This is a genomic window from Caballeronia sordidicola, from assembly GCF_002220365.1.
In the GTDB taxonomy this organism is placed as follows: Bacteria; Pseudomonadota; Gammaproteobacteria; order Burkholderiales; family Burkholderiaceae; genus Caballeronia; species Caballeronia sordidicola_C.
The window spans coordinates 165,629-187,823 of record NZ_MTHB01000046.1; the positions used below are offsets into that span (position 1 = coordinate 165,629).

The window sequence follows — 22,195 nt, forward strand, 5'->3', positions numbered from 1 at the left end:
AGCGGTCGCCGCTTTGGTTGCCGCCTTATGGCAACCTGCCGAAAATCGGGCCGGCTTCATCCCTTGTGAAAGCACGCAGCGCCTGCGTACGAATATTGCCGCCTGAGCCTAGCGCGAGGCCGAACGCAGCGAGGCTTTGATCGTCCGGTGCCTCGACGATCGCGACAATATCGTACTGACCCAACGTCCAGTAGATCTCTTTCATTTCGCAGCCAAAACCCTTGGCCATTTCCGCCGTCTGACTCGCCCGTTGCGGGCTGCTTTTGACGGAGCGGATTCCTTGGTCAGTGTAGTTTGCAAGAACCACATAAGTCGACATGACAATTCTCCCTACGATTGAAGCGCATCGGGATACATCCGCGCTAGCGGGAACCACTTGCGCGTAGCTTGATTCTAGGCAATGAAATCAAGCACGATCGGCCGCTTTCCAAGGGTCTGCCTGCATGGCATCGCGGCTGTGCGAGTCGCGAGTCGCCACGAGAGAACGCGTTCTCGTCCTTCGGTGCCGACAACGCCGCCTATACTGAAACCGGTAGTCCTTCACGACAGCGTGTCTCGCGTTGTCATCGGGCTGCTAGTGAAGAATGGAGTCACTCCATGACAAGCGTTGCGCAAATCCTCAATTCGAAACCGAACCAAAGCGTCTACACGATCACGGCATCGGAAAGCGTCTACGACGCGATCAAACTCATGGCGGAGAAGCAGATCGGAGCGCTGATCGTCACAGACGGCGACAGCATTGCCGGGATCATCACGGAGCGTGACTATGCGCGAAAAGTGGTGCTGTTGGACCGCTCGTCAAAGGCGACGCCGGTGCGCGGCATCATGACCCAAACGGTGCGTTTCGTGCGGCCTGATCAGTCAAGCGAAGAATGCATGGCGCTGATGACCACCCACCGCATGCGTCATCTGCCGGTGCTCGATCAGGAGCGGCTGGTCGGCATGATCTCGATCGGCGACCTGGTGAAGAACATCATCGAGGAACAGGAGTTCACGATCAAGCAACTCGAACACTACATTACGGGCGAGCATGCTTGAGCCGGTGGCATCGCTGGAAACCGAAACGGCGCCGCCTCGGTTTCATCTTCGCTCGACGTCCGCAACCGTAGCGGCCCTGTGCCAGGCGCGCCAGAATCCCCGCAATGGCCCAAACGCGTGTAGCGATCATGCGCGACTTAATCGATGAGCAGTCGTCCAGATGCTCGGCAATCAGCTTGCGGCACCCTGGATTGACGTGCCCGCTGACGACCTAGGCGGCATGGCGCTGGGCCTCGAGCTTCCCGCTCGAATCACGCGCCGCTGTCTACGCGCACCCTTGTCGCGTGCATTGTGTCCACAACGATGGAACTCTCCTTGGGCAGCGCCCATTCCAACCAGCGCGTGCGATGCAGAACCACCAGCGCGAACGCGATGGCCGACAACCCACCGAAAGTAGCGAAGCCCATCTGATAGCTGCCGGTGCTTTCCTTAGCCATACCCATGATTACAGGCAGATAGAATCCGCCAATTCCGCCTGCTGCGCCGATGATGCCGGACATCAGCCCGGTCTTGCCGTTCCAGCGTTGCGGCACCAGTTGGAACGTCGCCCCGTTTCCGAGCCCGAAGCACAGATAGGTTGCTACCAGCAGCGCAATCCCGGCCGGCAATGGCGGCATCCACGCGGCGAACGTAAAGTCGCACGCAGAGATGCCGGCGAGCAACAGGACGAGCGCGCGCGCGCCGGAGATCCGGTCTGCGATCAGACCGCCGATCGGCCGCACCAGCGCACCAGTGAACGCGAGCAGCGACATGAAAAGACCCGCTTCAAGTTTGGGCAGTTGGTACAGCGAAATCAGCAGCGTAGTCACATAGGACGACATGCCGACGAAGCCGCCGAAAGTGATGCTATAGACCAGCATCACCACCCACGTATCCCCTTCTACCAGCACGCTGCGGTAATGCTTCGGCAATACCGCGATGGCCAACAGTGCACCCAGTACCGGAAGCAGCAGCACGCCCGTTTTGCCCGCGCCGAACATACCCCAATGAACTGCAAGCACGAGCGCGACAAGTCCGGCCAGCGTAATGCAGAAGCTAAGAAAAGCCTTTGGGGCACTGCCCGACTTGGGCCCTAGATCCTTCGCCCAAAAGAATAGCGCTGTAGCTGCCAGCGCTAGCAACGGCAACGCAGCGCCCGTCGCTTTCGCCCAGCCGAAATGCTCTGCGATGCCCGGGAACATGAATCCGTCGAGCACCGCGCCGATGTTGCCCGCGGCGGCAAGCCCGAGCACGAGGCCCTGCACCTTGGGCGGATAGTTGCTTCCGGCCATCGGGAGCGCGACGGCGAAGCTTGCACCACCGACGCCGAGAAACACGCCGAGCACGAGCAGCAACGTATAGGACGGTGCAGACGGCAACAGCAGCAGGATGACTGAGGGCAAGGCCGACAGCGCGATACCCATCAACGCAATGCGCCGGCCGTCGTGTGCCTGGTACAGATTGCCGAGCGTCACGCGCAGGATGGCGGCACCCAGCACCGGAACCGCAACCAGGAAGCCCAGTTCGGCGGGAGACATCGCAATGTCTTTGTGGATGAACGGCGCGAGCGGGCCGAACATCACCCACACCGTGAAACCGGTATCGAAGTAAAGGAAACACGCAAGCAACGCGCGCCAGTTACCGCTCGATAGCGAATTCAGCAAGTTTTTCATGGGTCTCTCTCACGGGGCGAAGGCTATTGAAAAGCGCGATCAGCACGGATATGCCGATCTTGCGGAAGAACGCTGCTTCGAGGCGTCGCCTCGTCGGCGCTACGCGTGTTGACGACGCTGTAGATCAACTGGTCCATCTCCTTGATGATGTCGGCGAGTACAGTGGTGATCACCGCAAATTCGCGGCCGAATTGCCCCGCACGCGCGGCTGCAATGCGCGCATTGAGGGCTACGATGTTGGCCTGCATGGAGATGTTTCCAAGCTGCTCGGCAATCTCACTCTGACGCTTGAGCGACGCACTCTCGACGCTGCGCATCTCCTCTTGATAGGCGAGCGTTATTTCCTGCAGGAGCTCGAGCAGCGGCGTGGCCTGAACAACGAGTGCATCGGTCTTCTCGCGAGCGCCGGTCGTGCCCGACTCGAAGCACGACACAGCTTGATTCGCTTGCGCGATAAATCGTTGGATCTTTTCGTCTGCGTTTCGAGTGCCGAAATAGAGCTGGTGCAGGGCTTCCGAAAATACGCCCGTCAATGGACCATCGCCGCTTACCAGGTCGCCGTGCGTTTGCGCAAACGTGGTCAGGCAGTCCTTGACCACCATCAGTGCGGCGCCATCGCCGTGTGATGCGAGCAGCACATGCAGAACGATGCGCTGCGAGAGCATCCGCTGCCTCCCGGCCAGATTGATGAGCTGTCCAATGATCTGCGCCGAGATTTCCTTGCGGCTTGAGTGGGTCCACTGCTTCATGATTAAGGCCGATATTCCGAGACCGTTGACCCGATCACAAAGCGTGAACCAGGACGAGTCTCGTGATGGTTGATCGAGCGCGCAAAAAAAAGCGCCCCGAGCAGCAACGGCGCCCCGATTGCTCGGTCGCACAGTTGACACTCGGGACGCCGTTGTCCCTGCTGGCCGCTCCACACGAGCGGCCGGAGAAAATTTAATACGCTAAGGCCTCCGTTGGCCCCGGCCCGAAGCAATGCAATAGCCGTGCCAAAACCTGCGTGGCGCAGAAGATCAGCAATCTCCTCGGCACGTTTCAACGGCGCCCCAATCGGCTATTGGTACGCCCGGCGGGGGCTCGGCAATTCAACGACGTATGCGCGATCGTCGAATTCGATGGAAGCCGGAGAGCCGTCGCGCCGCAGGTAATGGTTTGTCACACGCGGCTTTTTGCGGCTTTTCGATCTGAGTTGGTGCGATGCGATGACGCACTGCACTATGACTGTGCGCTACGCCGATCCAGGCTGCAGCGCCCTGGTCATCCGGCGGATCGTCGAGTAGCGCGAGGGCGCCCTGCCGCACTCCACTATCGCACCGCGCTCCAGGCACGGCCCGTCCGGCCCGGTAGCATCGGGCCTACTCGGGCAAACAAAAAAGGCACCCGAAGGTGCCTTAAAGTGAATCCAGTTATTGTTTTTGGTCTCTCTCGCACCGGACCCAAATGCCGACGGCGCCTCAATAAGCGAATTGAAGCCATTACAGTGGTGACTTGGAAATGCTCCGATACGTGAGAGTACTAACGGCACGAATCGGTCAAACTTGAGGGGACTAGGGAATCCACTAATCGAAATGAAATAAGCAAGAAGTGAAATGACGTCATCCATCGATGAGTAGAGCGAGAAACATGTCGCGTACGAACACAAGTGATCGTCACCGGGAGTCATATGAGCGGTTCCAAGCCCGGGCGGTCGCATCGTAGAACAGTTGGAGAATCGCCGGCTTTATAACATGAATGAAGAGGATATCTAATGCTTTTTCCAATTAAAGAAGATACTGCCACGGACCTGTGCAGCAGCCACAGCAGACCTCATTTCAGTTTGCGCCGGGGATATCGGCCGATGAGCGGCCGATGAGCGGCCGATGACCCAACTCGCGGCTGTGCTGCCATGGCCGTCTCGCCCCCCGGTGAAAACGTTAATATATGTCATAATCGCATACTTTTACAATGCGTTCGGCAGGAGACGCTGCCTGATGGCGAGGACGTTCCAAGGGGCCTCGCCCGCTCACACTATCTTCCAGGCCCATGGTCCGATCTGCTCTCACACGCTGGCTTCTCAGCTTCTCCCCTTCACCCGTCGCGCTGGGTTGGCCCGAACGATTCAGGTCCTGTCTTGGCGCCCTGCTCGGCATAGCCTTCACCGCAGGGGTGATGCATGTTTTCCTGGGCGAGAACGCGTTCATCCCCCTTCTGGTCGCGCCGATGGGTGCCTCCGCAGTGCTGCTGTTCGCTGTTCCCGCGAGCCCTCTCGCACAACCCTGGTCGATCATCGGCGGCAATATGGTTTCCGCAATTATCGGCGTGGCATGTGCAACCTGGATCACAAACCCGATCGATGCCGCGCCGATTGCAGTGGCACTGTCGATTGGTGCGATGTTCGTGTTCAGGTGCGTGCATCCGCCCTCTGGTGCGGTCGCGCTCACTGCGGTGCTCGGTGGGCCGGCCGTGCATGCCCTCGGATTCGGATTCGTCTTTGCGCCAATAGCAGCGCAGTCGTTCGCATTGTTGGCGGTCGCGATCGTGTTTCACGCGTCGACGGGGCATCGCTATCCTCATGCGGCTCGCTCGGCCAGGCACCCAGGCGCCGGTTCGCCAGCGGCCAGCCCTGGATTCACACGGGAAGACCTCAAGGAAGTGCTCGGTCGTCGCAATGAATTGCTGGACATCGACCCGGCGGATCTCGAATCGCTGCTACTGGAAATACAGCTGCAATCGTACGTGCGCGGCTTCAGTGGACTGAGCTGCGAGGAAATCATGTCCAGCCCCGTCGTTTCGGTCACATCCGGCACGACGGTCGCAACAGCCGCGTCCATACTCCGGCGTCATAACATCAAGGCGCTTCCTGTCATCGACGATCGCGCGTTCGTGATCGGCATCATCACTGCGGCCGACATCGCAAGAAATATGGCGACCGGAAGCCTTCAGGTACTGGCGACATTCGTTGAACGATGGTTCGCCGTCCCCGGTTCGCCGCTGACAGTGGCGTCCATCATGACGACAGACGTGTCCACCGTCTGCGTCACCACTTCGATTGCGAAGCTCGTGCCAATATTCGCCGCTTATGGCCATCACCATATTCCGGTGCTCGATACGCAAGAGAAACTCGCCGGCATGATCACCCAGGCCGACCTGATACTCGGTCTTTACCGGCAAACACACGCCTAACCTTAACTCGACCGGATATTGGACGCGCGGCACGGTTCCGATCTGTCGTCTCAGTTTCGAGCATGCAGGACTCTCTCATATATATCACCATGTGATACAATTTAAGCCCAGCATCCGGACTCGACTATCCCCATGAAAGAAACTTCCCGCTCGCTGAGAAAAGAAGACTTTGAACAGCTGTCCGAGTTTCGTTATCAGATGCGGCGGTTCGAGCGATTCTCCGAGCAGGCTGCTCAGGACGAAGGCATTACTCCGCTGCAATATTTACTGTTGTTGCATATCAAGGGCTACCCGGACCGGGATTGGGCGACTGTCGGCGAGCTGGCGGAACGGCTTCAGGCACATCACCACGGAATAGTTGCGCTCGTCACGCGATGCGAGGCTCTGGATCTGGTCAAGCGAAAGCCCAGCGAAATTGATCGCCGCCAGGTCGAGGTTCATCTGCTGAAACCCGGAGAGAAAATCCTCTCACGGCTCGCCGAATTGCATCGGGCAGAACTGAAGTCGCTCGCGGGCACCTTCCGGATTCCGCAGATCGATCTTTAGGTCGGTGCGTGCCAACACTGCCCCCTTCGCTGGCATTTCAGCAAGGTCACGCCGTCCCGGCGTCCGATGCAACGCAGGTCTGAATTGATGAGGAGTTAATGTGCACGAAAACGCTTCAAGAGGGGATTTCGCAGCGAATGCTCACCTGTTGCGCATCACGGCCATTGCAGTAGCGATCGGCGCATTGAGCACGCTCACGGCCTATGTCCTGCTCCACCTGATCAACTTTTTCACCAACCTTTTCTTTTTCCAGTCGCTGTCGTTCGACAGTCACTCGCCCGCGGACAATACGCTCGGTCTGTGGGTGATCGTGATTCCCGTCGTCGGCGGGCTTGTGATCGGGCTGATCGCGCGCTATGGCAGCGAAGCCATCCGTGGACACGGCATTCCGGAAGCGATCGAAGCCATCCTGTTCGGCAAGAGCAAGATGTCGCCGAAGGTCGCTGTGCTCAAGCCTCTTTCCTCCGCGATCGCCATCGGCAGCGGAGGCCCATTCGGTGCGGAAGGGCCAATCATCATGACGGGCGGCGCACTGGGCTCGCTGCTCGCACAGTATTTCCACTTGACCGCTGGTGAGCGCAAGACGCTGCTCGTCGCCGGTGCCGTAGCCGGGATGACAGCGGTTTTCGGTACGCCGGTCGCAGCAGTCCTGCTCGCGGTCGAACTGTTGCTGTTTGAACTGCGCCCTCGTAGCCTGCTGCCCGTTGCCGTTGCGTGCGCGGTGGCCGGATTCACGCGCCCCCTTCTGATCGGCGGCGGCGCCCTCTTCCCGATGCAAACCATCGCACTGGGTCCGCTTGGCCTTATTTCATGCGTGGTCGCCGGTCTCATGGCGGGCGCAATGTCATGGGGCTTGTCGTCGGCGCTATACAAGGTCGAGGACCTCTTCGGCAAATTGCCCATTCACTGGATGTGGTGGCCGGCGCTTGGCGGCATTGCCGTGGGCATCGGCGGATATTTCGAGCCACGCGCGCTCGGCGTAGGCTATGACGTCATCGGCGATTTACTGCATAACCATCTTGCTATCAGTGTCGTGGCCGGCTTGATATTGGTGAAGGCGATCATCTGGGTCATCGCCCTCGGCTCGGGCACATCCGGAGGGGTACTCGCCCCGCTGCTGATGATGGGTGCGGCCATGGGAACAATCGTCGGGCCGTTCCTGCCTGGCGGGGAGCCCGCAGTATGGCCGCTGGTATTCATGGCGGCCACGCTCGGCGGCATGATGCGCGCACCGATCATGGCCACCGTGTTCGCGTTCGAGCTCACCCATGATGCCAATGTACTGTTGCCTCTGCTCATGGCTTCGGCTGTCGCATACGGATTTACGGTGCTCCTGATGCGGCGCTCCATCCTGACCGAGAAGATCGCGCGCCGCGGTTATCACATCTATCGGGAGTACGGGATCGATCCTCTTGAACGCCACTTCGTCGAAGAGGTGATGACGCACAAGGTCGAGGCGATCGGTGCAGATGTACCGGTCGCTGAGGTGCTGGCGAAATACTTTGGTGAGAAGCAAAATCATCGCGCGTTTCCGGTGACACGAGACGGCGCGCTGGTTGGAATGATCGAGCGCGAAGGATTGATCGCGCAAACCGGCAATCCGGCCATCCAGATCATGAGCGATCTGTTCGGCGCAAGCACACCGATCATGGCGTTGCCCGGGGAAACTTGCCGGATCGTGTCCAATAGGCTGGCGGTGCATGGGCTTGAACGTTTGCCAGTGGTGTCGGACGCGCAGTCGTGTCGTCTGGTGGGCTTGATAAGCCGTAGCGACCTGGTGAAACCGTCGCTCGCTTTCTTCGAGGAAGAGGAGCGACGTGAGATGTTCCGGCGCTCTCCCCTACATCACCTGAAAAAACGGTTTGCGCCGGTGAACAGGCACGAAGACGACGCCACTCGAGAGCGCTCATGAACCTCTCGGCAGATGATTCCCTCGATCATTCAGAAGCACCTCGGGATGATGTGTCACGGCATCGTTCAGCCTGGTAGATCCATATTGCAAGGCATCTGCAAGGCGACGTTGCCGCGCGAGGTCCTTGGTATCCCCGGCAAAGGCACAGGCTGAAAGCCCGGATTCCATTCCGTTGGCTCGATCAAGCACCTCACTTCCCCGGGTGCCTCAGTCGCTGATCAGATCCGACCAGACCCGCGATTACCCCAATGCGCGCGCACGGAAACCCATACGACGGCCGCGCGACTATTCCGGCATTTCGTTTGGACACTCCCGGATCTACTGTCGCTCTTTTAATCAAATCAATGACTTGATTCTCTGATTTCAACGTGATGTCGGCTGGCATAGCCATTGCATTGATGAAACGACAATGTTCTGCGCCGGCCACGGACGCGAAACAATAAGAGGAGACAAGATGACCGCCATCGACACCCTCGATCCGCTCGGGACTAATGAGTGGTTGGACGCGCTGTGTCCTGTTCAGGCGCATAGCTGTATTCAGCGTCCGCCCACTTCGTCAACCATGCAGTGGACCAGGCGCAGCACGAGAGTGCGTACGCGCCACACACTCCAGCGCTCGCTCATACAACCGCCATCACGCCTGAGCAACGACAGTCCGAGCAAGATCACACCATCTCGTCCAGAAGACACCGCACAGCCTTTCTGAAGGGGCTCACCATGCAAGTCACCGGTATGCTGCACGGAGCCAGGATGCTCCAGTTTGTCGACTTCCCGACCACCGAGGTGCTGGGACCCGACGCCAGCGAGGAGGAGATCAAGGCGCTGATTGACACACACGGTCTGATCTTCATCAAGCCAGTGTTCAAGGGTGGTGTCGGCAAGAAGGGCAAGGCCGGCTTGATCGGTAAGGCGAGCGACCTGAAGACCGCGCTGAAGGAAAAGGAGCGCTTGTACTTTGTCGAGCACCGGGTCGGGCACACGGTGGCCAAGGCCAACGGCGTGACCTTCGAAGCCGGCGTGCCAGCCGAGCAAGAGGTCTACTTTTCGATCACAGACTCGACGCATTACCGCGCGCCGACAATGACGCTCACCCACCATGGCGGCATGGACATTGAGGAACTCGACAGGAGCCAGGTCGCGCAGATACCTTTTGACCCGCTCACCGGGTTGAAGGCCTTCGTCGTGGCCAACGCGCTGTCCGCGCTAGGTGCGCCCAAGCAGATCATCTCGCCGTTGGTGCAGCATCTGCCGAAGCTGTGGGAGCTGTATCACGACTACGGCATGACCACGCTCGAATTGAACCCTATCCGCATGCGCGTCGACAAGAAGGGACGCATGACCCCCGTGGCTTGCGATTTCAAATGCGGCTTCGACCGCGACGACCCGCGCTGGCGGCGGCTGAACCTGCCGGCAAGCCTGTTCGCGGTCGACTACTCAGACTTCGAGCAAGAGATCAATCAACTGCGCACGTACCAGGGCCAAAGCGACGTCTACGTGATCAACGCCGGGGGCACCATCCTCGCGCCGACGTTCGGCGGAGGCGCCAATTCGCTCGTCACCCAGATGCTCGGCGACGACGCCATCATCTCCTCAGACTTCGGCGGCAACCCGCCTTACGAAAAAATGAAAGAGGTGGCACGTATCTGCTTCAAACACTGGATCAAGCAGACCAACGTCCTGTTCATCATCGGCGGAAAGTCGAACAACACTGATATTTTCGAGACCTTCCGCGCCATGGCCGACGCGCTGCGCGAACATTTCAGCCGGCATGGGGCCACGCCGCTGTACGTGGTGATCGGCCGCGGCGGCCCGAACCTTGTGCGCGGCATGGGCGCGATGCGCGACACGCTCGATGCGCTCGGACTGCCCTATCGCTTCTTCGGGTTCGACTCGGACATGAGCGAGGTCGTGCTGCACGCCAAGAAGGTCGATGCATGGATGAAGTCCGGCGGTCGCGAGCAGGTAGCGGCCCGGCTCGGCATAGCGTCCAGCCAGGCCGTCTGAAGCTTGCCCCCTCGCGTAAGGAGAGTGTCATGTACAAGCAAGGTGTAGGCGATTTCAAGTATTTCGTCGGTACCAGTTCGCTGGCCAAGGTTGCCACGCGCGAAGATCGGGTCTGCGTCCTCAACATCCTTGGAGGCGAGTCCAGCGATGTGACGCCGGTCGGCCATGTGTATTCAGGCGGCAACGTCGTGTTCGGCACCGCCCCGGGCAAGCGGGGCCAGGTGCTGGAAACGGCGCTTGGCGCAGTGCCGGTGTACAACAACGTGCTCGAAGGCATCACCGCCGGCCATCGCTTCAACTGCGGCGTGATCTACCTGCCGCCGGCAGCGGCGCGTGATGGCGTGGCCGAGCTGATCCGGGTCAATCCGGAGCTGAAGAAGATTTTCATCGTCACCGAGAAACTCGCCGTGCACGACTCGCGCGAGATCCGGGCGATGGGTCAGGCCAACGGCATCGACATCTTCGGTGGCAACAGCCTGGGCGTAGCCGATGCCTGGAATCAGGTTCGCATCGGCGGTGCGCTAGGCGGTGACCATCCAGAGGAAGCGCTGCGTAAAGGATCCATCGCGATCTTCTCCAACTCCGGTAATTTCACGACGACGATTGCGACGTATCTGCGCATGGCCGGCTGGGGCACTACGACCTCCATCTCCAGCGGCAAGGATGTCTACGTCCACTTCGCGGCGCCGGAGTTTGCGTTTGCACTGTCGAACGACGCGCGTAGCAAGGCTGCCGTGCTATATGTCGAGCCCGGCGGCTACTACGAGCTCGACGCGAACTTCACCAAGCCCGTGGTCGCGTGTGTCGTCGGGCGGTGGAAGTCCAAGCTGACCCGCTCGGTCGGGCATGCCGGCGCGATGGCCGGGGGCGCCGACGATGCCCTCAGCAAGGAAGGCTGGTTCTTGGAGAAATTCGGCGTGGACGGCATCTTCACGCCCGAGCATCCCGTGTTCTCAGCCAAGGGCGCGCTCGTTACCAATATCGCCCACATCCCGGCTGCACTGACTGCGGTGATGGGCGAGAACGCCTGCCGGCCGGACTTCGCGTCCGAGGGCAATCTCTCGCTTAAACCCTGGTTCGGCGCAAGCCACGGGCTGACGTTGCCGGCCGAACTCGACTTGCCCGTGGTTGAAGCCACCGCCCCTTACAACGAACAGGTCGCGGCGCTGAACCTGCAGATCGGGGCGGTGCCACCGCGCCAGACGATGAAGGACGCCTCAGGCGCCTCACAGATGGACTCGAAGACCCAGGTCACGAGCCTGTACGGCGTGTCGATGCTCGACGCCGCGCAGTACCCACTGGAAGCCAACGTCAGCCTGGCGCTGCTGCACGAGCCTGGCGGAGAAAACGACCGGCGCTTGATCAATGTCGCGATCGGCGCCGGTCTCAACCTGCACGGTCATCCGGCGCTCGCGGCAGCGCAGGCCGCGCGCGAAGCCGGTAACGCACCCAACACTGTGCTGGCTGCTGCCGCCAGCATCCTCGGGCCTCGCAGCCAGGGTCGGGCGCGGCAGGCCGCGCGGGTACTGATCGACGCTTTCGCGGCGGCCGGCATGGACGACGCACTGGACGAAAGCTTTGATACCCGCCTGATTACCATCGACGACCCTGGTCTGTTTGTTAGCGCCGAGCCCGACGCTCACGCACAAGCAATGCTCGCGGGCCTGCGCGCACGCGGCGCCAAGTCAGTGTTCGTGCAGTACCTGCAGACATTACCCGGTCACCCCACAGCCGACGCGGTCCTCGCTGCGATCACGACCACCCTCGCCTGGGGTCCGTTGATGCGCAAGCGCGTCTCGCGGCTGACTGCCGAAAGCTTGCCTTGGTGGATGCGCCTGTTCGGCGCGTTGATCGGCGCCTCGGTGCAAGCAGACCAGCACCAGCCCGACAGTTTCTGCGGCATCGCGACGACCGATATCCTGCAGCAGCGGCCGATCAGCGAGGTAGCCTTCGTCGCGCTGCTCGGCCTCACGCCGCAGCCGGCCGACCTGTTCTCGTTCCAGGTGCTCGTGGGGCTACTGTTGTCAAACGGGCCCGGCACGATCTCGGCGCAGGGCGCCAAAGGCGCGGTCTCGGCCGACGGCCCCGAGGACCCCGAACGCGTGCAACTCAACAAAGGACTGATCGGCTTCCTGACCCACACCGGTTACACCCACGGCGGCAACGGCTATGAGGGCATCGCTTTCCTGATCGAGCAGTTCAAGGACTCGGGCCTCGTCGATCCGGGCGACCCGGGTCATGGCATCGACCTGAAGGCGCTGGCCCTGAAATATGTCGAGGCCTATGCCCGCTACAAGTCGAACAAGAAGAACACCGGCAGCCTGGATATCCAGAAGATTCCGGGGATCAATCATCCCGTGTTCAAGGACAAACCCGTCAATCACGATCCGCGCGAGGTCTTCATTCGCGATCTGATGGCCGTGCGTCAGGAATATAACGTCTTCCACGACTTCTACGGCACGCTGGTGCAGACGTTGTTCGATGCAGGCGTGTCGCGCAACGTCTATTGCGTCAATGTCGATGCGGTGATTGCCGCGTTGCTGCTGAAGATGCTGTGGCAGCCGTACCGCAACGGCGAGTATTGCGGCGCGGCGCTGGAGACAGCGGCCTTTACGATCTTTCTCTACCCGCGCATGCTTGGCTGTGCGGCCGAAGTCGACGACCACATGAACCGCGGCCGCAACATGGACACCCGCACGCCGGCATCGCAGTGCCAGTTTGTCGCTTGACTACGTGTGACCGCAAGTCCGGATCGGCATGGCCTGCGGCGGGTCATGCCGGCCCAGCACAAGATGCAGATTCTGGAGACGGCGAAAATGTCGAACGCTAACGCAACACAATCCAAATTCGGAATGGTTGTCCGGGTGACCAGCGGCAATTTCCTGGAGATGTTCGATTTCTTCCTGTTTGGCTTTTACGCAACCTACATTGCCAAGACCTATTTCCCGGCCGACAGCGAATTCGCCTCGCTGATGCTGACATTCGGCACGTTCGGCGCGGGCTTCATCATGCGGCCCGTCGGCGCGATTGTTTTAGGCGCCTACATCGACAAGGTGGGCCGCCGGCAAGGACTGATCACGACGCTGGCCATCATGGCGATGGGTACCGTGCTGGTGGCGTTCGTGCCGGGGTATCTGACCATCGGCTTGTTCGCACCTCTACTGGTGCTGATCGGCCGGTTGCTGCAGGGCTTCTCGGCTGGGGTGGAATTGGGCGGCGTTTCGGTTTATCTCGCTGAAATGGCGACGCCAGGTCACAAGGGCTTCTATGTGAGCTGGCAGTCGGCCAGCCAGCAGGCGGCGATCATCGTGGCCGCCGTCATCGGCTATACCCTGAGCGCCACAATGGGGCAGGCGATGATTGCCGCATGGGGCTGGCGGATTCCGTTCTTCATCGGTTGCATGATCGTGCCGTTTCTCTTCGTGATCCGTCGTTCGCTGCAGGAAACCGAGGAGTTCACCGCTCGCAAGCACAGGCCGAACGCGAGCGAAATTTTCCGCTCGATGATGCGCAACTGGGGAATCGTATTAGCCGGGATGATGCTGGTTGTGATGACCACGGTGTCGTTCTACCTGATCACAATCTATACGCCGACCTTCGGGCGCAGCGTGCTGAAGCTCTCGGCGGAAGACAGCCTGATCGTCACGTTCTGCATCGGCGTATCGAACCTGTTCTGGTTGCCGGTGATGGGCGCCTTGTCCGATCGCGTTGGACGCAAGCCGCTGCTGATCGGTTTTACGCTGCTAACCATCCTGACCGCTTATCCGGTCATGGTCTGGCTGGTCGACGGTCCGACGTTCCAGAAGATGTTGATTGCCGAGTTGTGGCTGTCTTTTCTTTACGGCAGCTATAACGGGGCCATGGTCGTCGCGCTCACCGAGGTGATGCCGGTCGACGTTCGAACCTCGGGGTTTTCGCTCGCGTACAGCCTGGCGACTGCGATCTTCGGGGGCTTCACTCCGGTCATTTTGACCTTCCTGATTCAGGTGACGAACAACAAAGGCGCGCCAGGCTTGTGGATGAGTTTCGCTGCCGTGTGCGGCCTGATCGGGACCCTGGTGCTTTACCGGCGAAGCGCGGTAGCTAAACGGGAGCAGTTGTCGCTGACGGCGTGATCGCGCGGGATTTTATGCAGTGTGCATTTATACAAGCTCCCTGAGTCATTTATATGGATAACTATGCTTTATCAATTGCACGAACAGAATCGCTTTTTTCTAGCACCCTTCCTGCAATGGGCAAATGCATGGGCCAAATTGCTTGTCGATCCTGTCTCGCCAGTGGCGCGCATACCGCTTGTGCGCCATATCGCGGCTGGTTACGAGTTGATGTATCGGCTCGGCAAGGAATATGAAAAACCGCAATTTGCGATTTCCACAACACTGGTCGACGGCAAGTTAGTCGCCGTTTCAGAAGAGGTTGCCCTTAAGAAGGCTTTTTGCACGCTGCTGCATTTCAGGAAAAATCTAAGCGACGAGGAATTGACCGCACCGCATCGCCCCAAGGTGCTGCTTGTAGCGCCTTTATCGGGCCATCATTCGACCTTGCTGCGTGACACCGTGCATGGCTTGCTGCCGAACCATGATGTCTACATTACCGACTGGACCGATGCGCGGATGGTGCCCTTGTCCGAGGGCGCGTTTCATTTGCATGACTACGTTTATTACGTGCAGGATTTCATTCGATTGCTCGGCCCCGACCTGCATGTCATCTCGGTCTGCCAGCCGACGGTTCCGGTGCTGGCGGCCATCGCGCTAATGGCGAGCGCCGGCGACACGAAATTGCCGAAAACGATGACCATGATGGGCGGCCCCATCGACCCGCGCAAATCGCCTACGCAGGTGAACGCGCTGGCGACAGAAAAACCGCACTCATGGTTTGTGAACAGCGTGATCTACCGCGTTCCGTCCAGCCATCCGGGATCCGGGCGCAGGGTGTATCCGGGCTTCCTCCAGCATGCCGGTTTCGTTGCGATGAATCCCGAGCGCCATGCGCAAAGTCATCGGGAATTTCACGAGCATCTGATCAAGGGCGAGGACGAACTAGCCGAAGAACATCGCAAGTTCTACAACGAATATAACGCGGTGCTGGATATGCCAGCCGAGTATTACCTGGAAACAATCCGAACCGTCTTCCAGGAATTCAGCCTGCCCAAGGGAACCTGGCAGGTCGGGGAAAAACTGGTACGTCCGCAGGACATCGAAGGGGTCGCCCTGTTCACCATTGAAGGTGAGCTCGACGACATTTCCGGTTCCGGCCAGACGCATGCGGCGCACGATCTATGCACTGCGATTCCAGATGCGAAGCGGCGGCAATTCACCGCACCGCAATGCGGGCATTTCGGCATTTTTTCGGGGCGCCGCTGGCGGGAAATGATTTGCCCAAGGATTGGTGAATTCATCCGGACGCATTCCTGAGTCTTGCACGTCGATGCACGCAAGAGCCGTTTTCGCGTGAAGTGAAAACGGCTTTTTTGCGCGCTGGGGTTAGGCGTGTATTGAGCGCTGGAAGTGGGGTCTATTTTTTATAGCGTATCAATGATTTGGCGAACCCAGCTTTTTTGCAGGCTTCGCAATTACCCTGATCCGCGTGCACGGAAAACCAGACGAGGCCCCTACTGCTATTCCGACGTGTCGTTCTGGTGCGTCCATGTTTTCTGTAGCAACTCCAGCTTAATCAATGACTTGATCTACGCGTTTCATCCCGGCCGCGCTTGGCATGGCCATTGCATTATTGACGGGACAATGTGCCGCGCCGACCACGGACGCGAAACGATAAGTGGAGACAAGATGAACGCCAACGATGACCTCGACCCGCTCGAGACCAGCGAGTGGATGGACGCCCTGCGCGCGGTTCAGGCGCATCGCGGAATCCCGCGAGCCCGCTACCTCGTCACCCGTGTAGTGGAACAGGCACAGCGAGAAGGGACATACGCGCCCCAGTCGCTGAACACGGCCTACAAGAACACCATCGCGCCTGAGCAGGAAGAGCGCTCGCCCGGCGATCGCGCGATCGAGCATCGGCTGCGCTCCATCATCCGATGGAACGCGATGGCCATCATCCTGCGGGCCAACAAGGACAGTTCGGAACTGGGCGGCCACATCGCCAGCTTCCAGTCCGCGGCCACGCTGTATGACATCGGCTTCGGACACTTCTGGCATGCACCGACAGAGACCCATGGCGGCGACCTGATCTATATCCAGGGGCACAGTTCGCCGGGCATTTATGCGCGTGCTTTTGTCGAAGGGCGGCTGAGCGAAGAGCAACTGCTCGGTTACCGTCAGGAAACCGGCGGCAAGGGCATCCCCTCATATCCGCATCCGTGGCTGATGCCGGATTTCTGGCAGTTCCCAACCGTGTCGATGGGCCTGGGTCCGTTAATGGCGATCTACCAGGCGCGCTTCCTCAAATACCTGCAGGGCCGCAGCCTTGCCGACACCACACCGCGCAAGGTCTGGGCCTTCATGGGTGATGGCGAGATGGACGAACCCGAATCGCTGGGCGCAATCTCGCTGGCCGGCCGCGAGCGGCTGGACAACCTGATCTTCGTCATTAACTGCAATCTGCAGCGGCTCGACGGCCCGGTGCGCGGCAACGGCAAGATCGTGCAGGAACTGGAGTCTGTCTTTCGCGGCGCGGGCTGGAACGTCATCAAGGTGTTGTGGGGAGGCGGCTGGGACAAGCTGCTCGCGAAAGACAAGAGCGGCCTGTTGCTCAAGCGCATGGAAGAGTGCGTCGACGGCGAATACCAGGACTTCAAGAGCAAGAGCGGCGCTTATGTGCGCGAGCATTTCTTCGGCAAGTACGAGGAACTCGCTGCGCTGGTTGCCGACATGAGTGACGACGAGATATGGGGCCTGACGCGCGGCGGCCACGATCCCGACAAGGTGTTCGCCGCCTACGCCGCAGCGGTCAAGCACACGGGCCAGCCGACGCTGATCCTGCCCAAGACCGTCAAGGGTTACGGCATGGGCGAGTCGGGTGAGGGGCAGATGATCGCCCACCAGGCCAAGAAGATGACCCAGGACGCGCTGCGCAGTTTCCGCGACCGTTTCCAGATTCCGGTCGCCGACGAAGATCTCGCCAACATACCGTTCATCAAGCTGCCGGAGGACAGCCCCGAGATGAAGTACCTGCGTGCGCACCGCGAAGCGTTGGGCGGCTACTTGCCGCAGCGCCGGCGCCGCTCCACCTCGCTCCAGATTCCGCCGCTCGACACCTTCAAGCGCCTGCTCGAACCCACCGGCGCACGCGAGATCTCCACCACCATGGCATTCGTGCAGATGCTGGGCACCCTGGTGCGCGACAAGGCGATAGGCAAGCACGTCGTGCCCATCGTGCCGGATGAGTCACGCACCTTCGGCATGGAAGGGATGTTTCGCCAGCTCGGCATCTATTCGTCGGTGGGACAGCTCTACAAGCCGCAGGATGCGGACCAGTTGATGTATTACCGTGAGTCGAAGGACGGTCAGGTACTGCAGGAAGGCATCAACGAAGGCGGCGCGATGTCGAGCTGGATCGTCGCGGCCACCTCGTACAGCACGAGCAACGTGCCGATGATCCCGTTCTACATCTACTACTCCATGTTCGGGCTGCAGCGCGTGGGCGACCTCGCGTGGTTGGCGGGCGATATCCGCGCACGCGGCTTCCTGCTGGGCGGCACCGCCGGGCGCACCACGCTCAATGGCGAGGGCCTGCAGCATGAGGACGGTCACAGCCACATCATCGCCGGCACGATCCCTAACTGCATCTCGTACGACCCGACGTTCGCCTATGAAGTAGTGACCATCGTGCGCGAAGGCCTGCGGCGCATGTTTGAGCAACAGGAGGATGTTTTCTACTACATCACCTTGATGAACGAGAACTATCCCCACCCCGGTCTCGCCGATGCCGGCGCGGGTGCGGAGCAAGGCATCCTCAAGGGGTTGTACAAGCTGCAGGACGGCGGCAAGACGCTCCAGAAGGGAAAGCGTGTACAGCTCATGGGCAGCGGCACCATCCTGCGCGAAGTGATCGCTGCGGCGGACCTCCTCAAGAATGACTTCAAGATCACGGCCGATGTCTGGAGTGCGACGAGCTTCAACGAGCTGCGTCGCGACGGCATGGCGACACAACGCTGGAACCTGCTGCATCCCACCCAGCCTCCCCGCAAGAGCTGGCTTGAAAGCAACCTCGAAGGCCACGAAGGACCGGTCATTGCCTCGACCGACTACATGCGTGCCTACGCCGACCAGGTACGTGAGCAGGTCCAGAACAGCGGCCGCCGATTTACTGTCCTGGGCACTGACGGCTTCGGACGCAGTGACTACCGTGCCAAGCTGCGGTGCTTCTTCGAGGTGGATCGCTTCTATGTCGCGGTGGCCGCGCTGAAGTCCCTGGCCGACGACGGCGTGATCGCACCGCAGGTCGTAGCCGAGGCCATCACCCAGTACGGCCTGGACACCGAGCGCGCTGCGCCGTGGACTGTTTGACACGATGAGGATTCCATCACTATGAGCCAGGCAATCGATATCAAGGTGCCCGACATCGGCGACTTCAAGGATGTGCCGGTGATCGAGATCTATGTCAAGGTTGGAGACACCGTCAACGCCGAAGACCCGTTGGTCTCGCTCGAATCCGACAAGGCGACCATGGACGTGCCCGCCCCTCGTGGCGGCGTGGTCAAGGCAATCCTCGCGAAGATCGGCGACGCAGTCAGCGAAGGCAGCGTGATCATGCAGTTCGGCGGCGACGCCGCCGCGTCACCGGAGGAGGTGGTCAAGCCCAGCGTCAGCGCGCCGCCCTCGCCGGTGAGCGCGCCCGCTGGACGGGCCGAGGTGCGCATTCCCGACATCGGCGACTTCAAGGACGTGCCGGTGATCGAGATCTACGTCAAGGTTGGAGACATCGTCAAAGCCGAAGACCCCCTGGTCTCGCTCGAATCCGACAAGGCCACCATGGACGTGCCCGCGCCGCTGGGCGGCGTGGTCGAGGAGATCCGCGTCAAACTCGGCGACACAGTCAACGAAGGCAGCATCATCATGGCGCTGGTGACGGACGCGGGCCCTGCTGCCGCCGCCGCTGCCTCAGCCGTAGAGGCCACCGCGCCGGCACCGGCTGCGAGTCCGGCATCGCCTGGCGCGACGGCCAGCGGTATAGATGAAGCCGGCTTTGCCCTCGCCTATGCCAGTCCGGCCGTGCGCAAACTGGCGCGTGAACTCGGTGCCGACCTTGGTCAGGTCAAGGGGACGGGCGATCACGGTCGCATCGTGCGCGGCGACGTCGAGACTTTCGCCAAAGGCGGTGCGCCGGTCACCGCGTCCACCGCAACCGCAAAAGGCTCTGCGGGGTCGGCCGGCGCGGGTATCGGCGGCCTGGATCTGCTGCCGTGGCCCAAGGTGGACTTCGCCAAGTTCGGTCCTGTGGAACGCCGCGAGTTGTCGCGCATCAAGAAAATCTCGGCAGCCAACCTGCATCGCAACTGGGTCGTCATCCCGCATGTCACCACGCATGACGAGGCCGATATCACCGAGCTCGAGCAGTTCCGCGTGCAGATGAACAAGGAGCTGGAGAAGTCCGGCGTCAAGCTCAGCATGCTGCCCTTCATGATGAAAGCGGCGGTAGCCACGCTCAAGGCGTTCCCCGAGTTCAACGCCAGTCTCGAGAAGAGCCCCGACGGCGATGTCCTCATCCTTAAGCACTACTACCACATTGGTTTTGCGGCAGACACGCCCAACGGACTGATGGTGCCGGTGATCCGCGATGCCGATCAAAAGAGCGTGCCGGAGATCGCCCGGGAGATGGGCGAACTGGCCAAGCTGGCGCGCGAGGGCAAACTCAAACCCGAGCAAATGCAGGGTGGCACCTTCACGATCAGTTCGCTGGGCGGGATCGGCGGCATCTACTTCACCCCCATCATCAACGCCCCCGAGGTGGCCATCATGGGGGTCTGCAAGAGCTACTGGAAACAGCACTCCGGTGACGGCAAGAACTGGACGTCGCGCTTGACGCTGCCGCTGTCGCTGTCCTGGGACCATCGCGTAATAGACGGCGCCGCCGCTGCGCGGTTCAACGTCCATTTCGCCAAACTGCTCGCCGATCTGCGGCGCGTGCTTTTCTGAGGAACGTGTCGCAATGACCAATCTTGTGGACGTAAAAGTGCCCGACATCGGCGACTTCAAGGATGTCGCCGTGATCGAGGTGATGGTCAAGGTCGGCGAGGTGATCGTTGTCGACACCGGCTTGATCATGGTCGAGTCCGACAAAGCCTCCATGGAAATTCCATCGAGTCAGGCCGGGCTCGTCAAGGAGATCAAGGTCAAGGTTAATGACCTGGTGAGCGAAGGCTCGGTGATTCTGGTGGTTGAGGACAGTGAGAGCACACAGGCCGCCAAGGCCCCTGCACCCGCGCCGCCCGCGGTCGCAGCACCGCCATCCTCCCGTGCCCCGGTGGCCGCAAGCTACGGCGGCAAAGCCGATATCGAGTGCGAGGTGCTCGTGCTAGGCGCAGGCCCGGGAGGCTACTCGGCTGCCTTCCGAAGCGCCGATCTCGGCATGAAGACGGTGTTGGTCGAGCGCTATCCGACCCTGGGGGGCGTGTGCCTGAACGTGGGTTGCATCCCGTCGAAGGCGCTGTTGCATACCGCATCGGTGATCGACGAGGTCAGCCACCTTCCCGACCACGGCGTGCGTTACGGGCCTCCTGAGATTGACCTGGACAAGCTGCGCGCGTTCAAGGACGGCGTGGTCGGCAAGCTCACCGGCGGCCTCGCCGGCATGGCCCGGGCACGCAAGGTCGAAGTCGTTACCGGCACCGGCAGCTTTGTCGATGCGCACCACATTGAAATCTTGACGGCGGACGGCAGCAAACGTGTCGTGAAGTTCGCCAAGGCGATCATTGCCGCGGGTTCGCAGGCGGTGAAGCTGCCCTTCATGCCCGAAGACGAACGTGTTGTCGACTCGACCGGTGCGCTGAAGCTCAAGTCCATCCCCAAGCGCATGCTGGTGGTTGGCGGCGGCATCATCGGACTGGAGATGGCCACGGTCTACTCGACGCTTGGCACGCGTATCGACGTGGTCGAGATGCTCGACGGCCTGATGCAAGGCGCCGACCGCGACCTGGTCAAGGTCTGGGAGAAGATGAATGCCCACCGCTTCGACCACGTGATGCTGAAAACACGGGCTGTGGGCGCGAAGGCGACGTACGCTGGTATCGAAGTGAGCTTCGAGGGGGAAAAGGCGCACGGTGAGCCGCAGGTCTACGACCTGGTGCTGGTCGCCGTGGGCCGCAGCCCGAACGGCAAGAGGATCGGCGCCGACCAGGCCGGCGTCGCCGTAACGGAGCGCGGTTTCATCAACGTCGACAAGCAGATGCGCACCAACGTGCCGCACATCTTCGCGATCGGCGACATCGTCGGCGAGCCGATGCTCGCGCACAAGGCGGTGCACGAGGCGCATGTGGCGGCCGAGGCCGCGCACGGGGCGTCTTCCTACTTCGACGCGCGCCAGATCCCCTCGGTCGCTTATACCGACCCCGAGGTGGCGTGGGCCGGCAAGACCGAAGAGCAATGCAAGACCGAGGGCATCAAGATCGGTCGCGCGGTATTCCCGTGGGCTGCGTCGGGACGGGCTATCGCCAACGGCCGGGACGAGGGTTTCACCAAGCTGATCTTCGACGAAGCCACGCATCGCGTGATCGGCGGCGGCATTGTGGGCACCCATGCGGGTGAGCTGATCAGCGAGGTATGCTTAGCAATCGAGATGGGCTGTGAGCCTGCCGATATCGGCAAGACCATCCACCCGCACCCGACACTGGGCGAGTCGATCGGAATGGCCGCCGAGGTCTTCGAAGGCCATTGCACCGACCTGCCGCCACAGAAGAAGAAATAGGCTCGCCGCC

At 60.8% G+C, this 22,195-nt stretch carries 15 protein-coding genes; 11 read left to right on the forward strand and 4 right to left on the reverse strand.

What is annotated here, in order from left to right; genetic code table 11:
* Positions 1–25 precede the first annotated feature (25 nt).
* Complete coding sequence (locus tag BSU04_RS08135; protein WP_089160117.1) at positions 26–319, reverse strand: GYD domain-containing protein; 294 nt, start codon at positions 317–319, stop codon at positions 26–28.
* Positions 320–597: 278 nt separating this feature from the next.
* Here BSU04_RS08135 and BSU04_RS08140 point away from each other — a divergent pair, with 278 nt between their 5' ends.
* Positions 598–1,038: a CBS domain-containing protein gene (locus BSU04_RS08140; protein WP_089160118.1), complete on the forward strand. Its 441-nt coding sequence runs from the start codon at positions 598–600 to the stop codon at positions 1,036–1,038.
* Positions 1,039–1,289: 251 nt separating this feature from the next.
* On the opposite strand, the gene BSU04_RS08145 is transcribed toward BSU04_RS08140, so the two are convergent.
* Together BSU04_RS08145 and BSU04_RS08150 are read right to left on the reverse strand one after the other, a co-directional pair.
* Complete coding sequence (locus tag BSU04_RS08145; protein ID WP_089160119.1) at positions 1,290–2,690, reverse strand: MFS transporter; 1,401 nt, start codon at positions 2,688–2,690, stop codon at positions 1,290–1,292.
* Between the two features lie 23 nt (positions 2,691–2,713).
* The gene (locus tag BSU04_RS08150; protein WP_089160120.1) at positions 2,714–3,439 is read right to left on the reverse strand and encodes a type IV pili methyl-accepting chemotaxis transducer N-terminal domain-containing protein; all 726 of its coding nucleotides are present in this window, start codon (positions 3,437–3,439) and stop codon (positions 2,714–2,716) included.
* Positions 3,440–4,718: 1,279 nt separating this feature from the next.
* Between BSU04_RS08150 and BSU04_RS08155 the strand changes: the two genes are divergently transcribed.
* The 3 genes from BSU04_RS08155 (at position 4,719) to BSU04_RS08165 (ending at position 8,316) form a co-directional block, all read left to right on the forward strand.
* A complete protein-coding gene (locus BSU04_RS08155) occupies positions 4,719–5,858 on the forward strand; it encodes an HPP family protein (RefSeq protein ID WP_089160121.1) in 1,140 nt (379 codons plus the stop codon).
* Between the two features lie 132 nt (positions 5,859–5,990).
* A complete protein-coding gene (locus BSU04_RS08160; RefSeq protein WP_089160122.1) occupies positions 5,991–6,404 on the forward strand; it encodes a MarR family winged helix-turn-helix transcriptional regulator in 414 nt (137 codons plus the stop codon).
* A 100-nt stretch (positions 6,405–6,504) separates the two neighbouring features.
* The gene (locus tag BSU04_RS08165) at positions 6,505–8,316 is read left to right on the forward strand and encodes a chloride channel protein (RefSeq protein WP_089160123.1); all 1,812 of its coding nucleotides are present in this window, start codon (positions 6,505–6,507) and stop codon (positions 8,314–8,316) included.
* A gap of 537 nt (positions 8,317–8,853) precedes the next feature.
* Here BSU04_RS08165 and BSU04_RS46310 read toward each other — a convergent pair.
* Entirely contained in the window at positions 8,854–9,006 is a 153-nt protein-coding gene (locus tag BSU04_RS46310) for a hypothetical protein (protein ID WP_179258242.1), read from the reverse strand.
* Positions 9,007–9,033: 27 nt separating this feature from the next.
* Between BSU04_RS46310 and BSU04_RS08170 the strand changes: the two genes are divergently transcribed.
* The 7 genes from BSU04_RS08170 (at position 9,034) to lpdA (ending at position 22,185) form a co-directional block, all read left to right on the forward strand.
* The gene (locus BSU04_RS08170; protein WP_089160124.1) at positions 9,034–10,320 is read left to right on the forward strand and encodes an ATP citrate lyase citrate-binding domain-containing protein; all 1,287 of its coding nucleotides are present in this window, start codon (positions 9,034–9,036) and stop codon (positions 10,318–10,320) included.
* Positions 10,321–10,349: 29 nt separating this feature from the next.
* Entirely contained in the window at positions 10,350–13,049 is a 2,700-nt protein-coding gene (locus BSU04_RS08175) for a CoA-binding protein (protein ID WP_089160125.1), read from the forward strand.
* Between the two features lie 87 nt (positions 13,050–13,136).
* On the forward strand, positions 13,137–14,435 hold the full coding sequence (locus tag BSU04_RS08180; protein WP_089160172.1) for an MFS transporter: 1,299 nt from the start codon (positions 13,137–13,139) through the stop codon (positions 14,433–14,435).
* Positions 14,436–14,498: 63 nt separating this feature from the next.
* Positions 14,499–15,734, forward strand: coding sequence for a polyhydroxyalkanoate depolymerase (locus BSU04_RS08185; RefSeq protein WP_089160126.1), 1,236 nt, complete (start codon positions 14,499–14,501; stop codon positions 15,732–15,734).
* Between the two features lie 372 nt (positions 15,735–16,106).
* The gene (gene aceE / locus BSU04_RS08190) at positions 16,107–18,788 is read left to right on the forward strand and encodes a pyruvate dehydrogenase (acetyl-transferring), homodimeric type (RefSeq protein WP_089160127.1); all 2,682 of its coding nucleotides are present in this window, start codon (positions 16,107–16,109) and stop codon (positions 18,786–18,788) included.
* A 21-nt stretch (positions 18,789–18,809) separates the two neighbouring features.
* Positions 18,810–20,417 carry a dihydrolipoyllysine-residue acetyltransferase gene (locus tag BSU04_RS08195; protein ID WP_089160128.1) on the forward strand — a complete coding sequence of 536 codons (1,608 nt, stop codon included), beginning with the start codon at positions 18,810–18,812 and terminating at the stop codon, positions 20,415–20,417.
* Between the two features lie 13 nt (positions 20,418–20,430).
* A complete protein-coding gene (gene lpdA / locus BSU04_RS08200; protein ID WP_089160129.1) occupies positions 20,431–22,185 on the forward strand; it encodes a dihydrolipoyl dehydrogenase in 1,755 nt (584 codons plus the stop codon).
* Positions 22,186–22,195 lie beyond the last annotated feature (10 nt).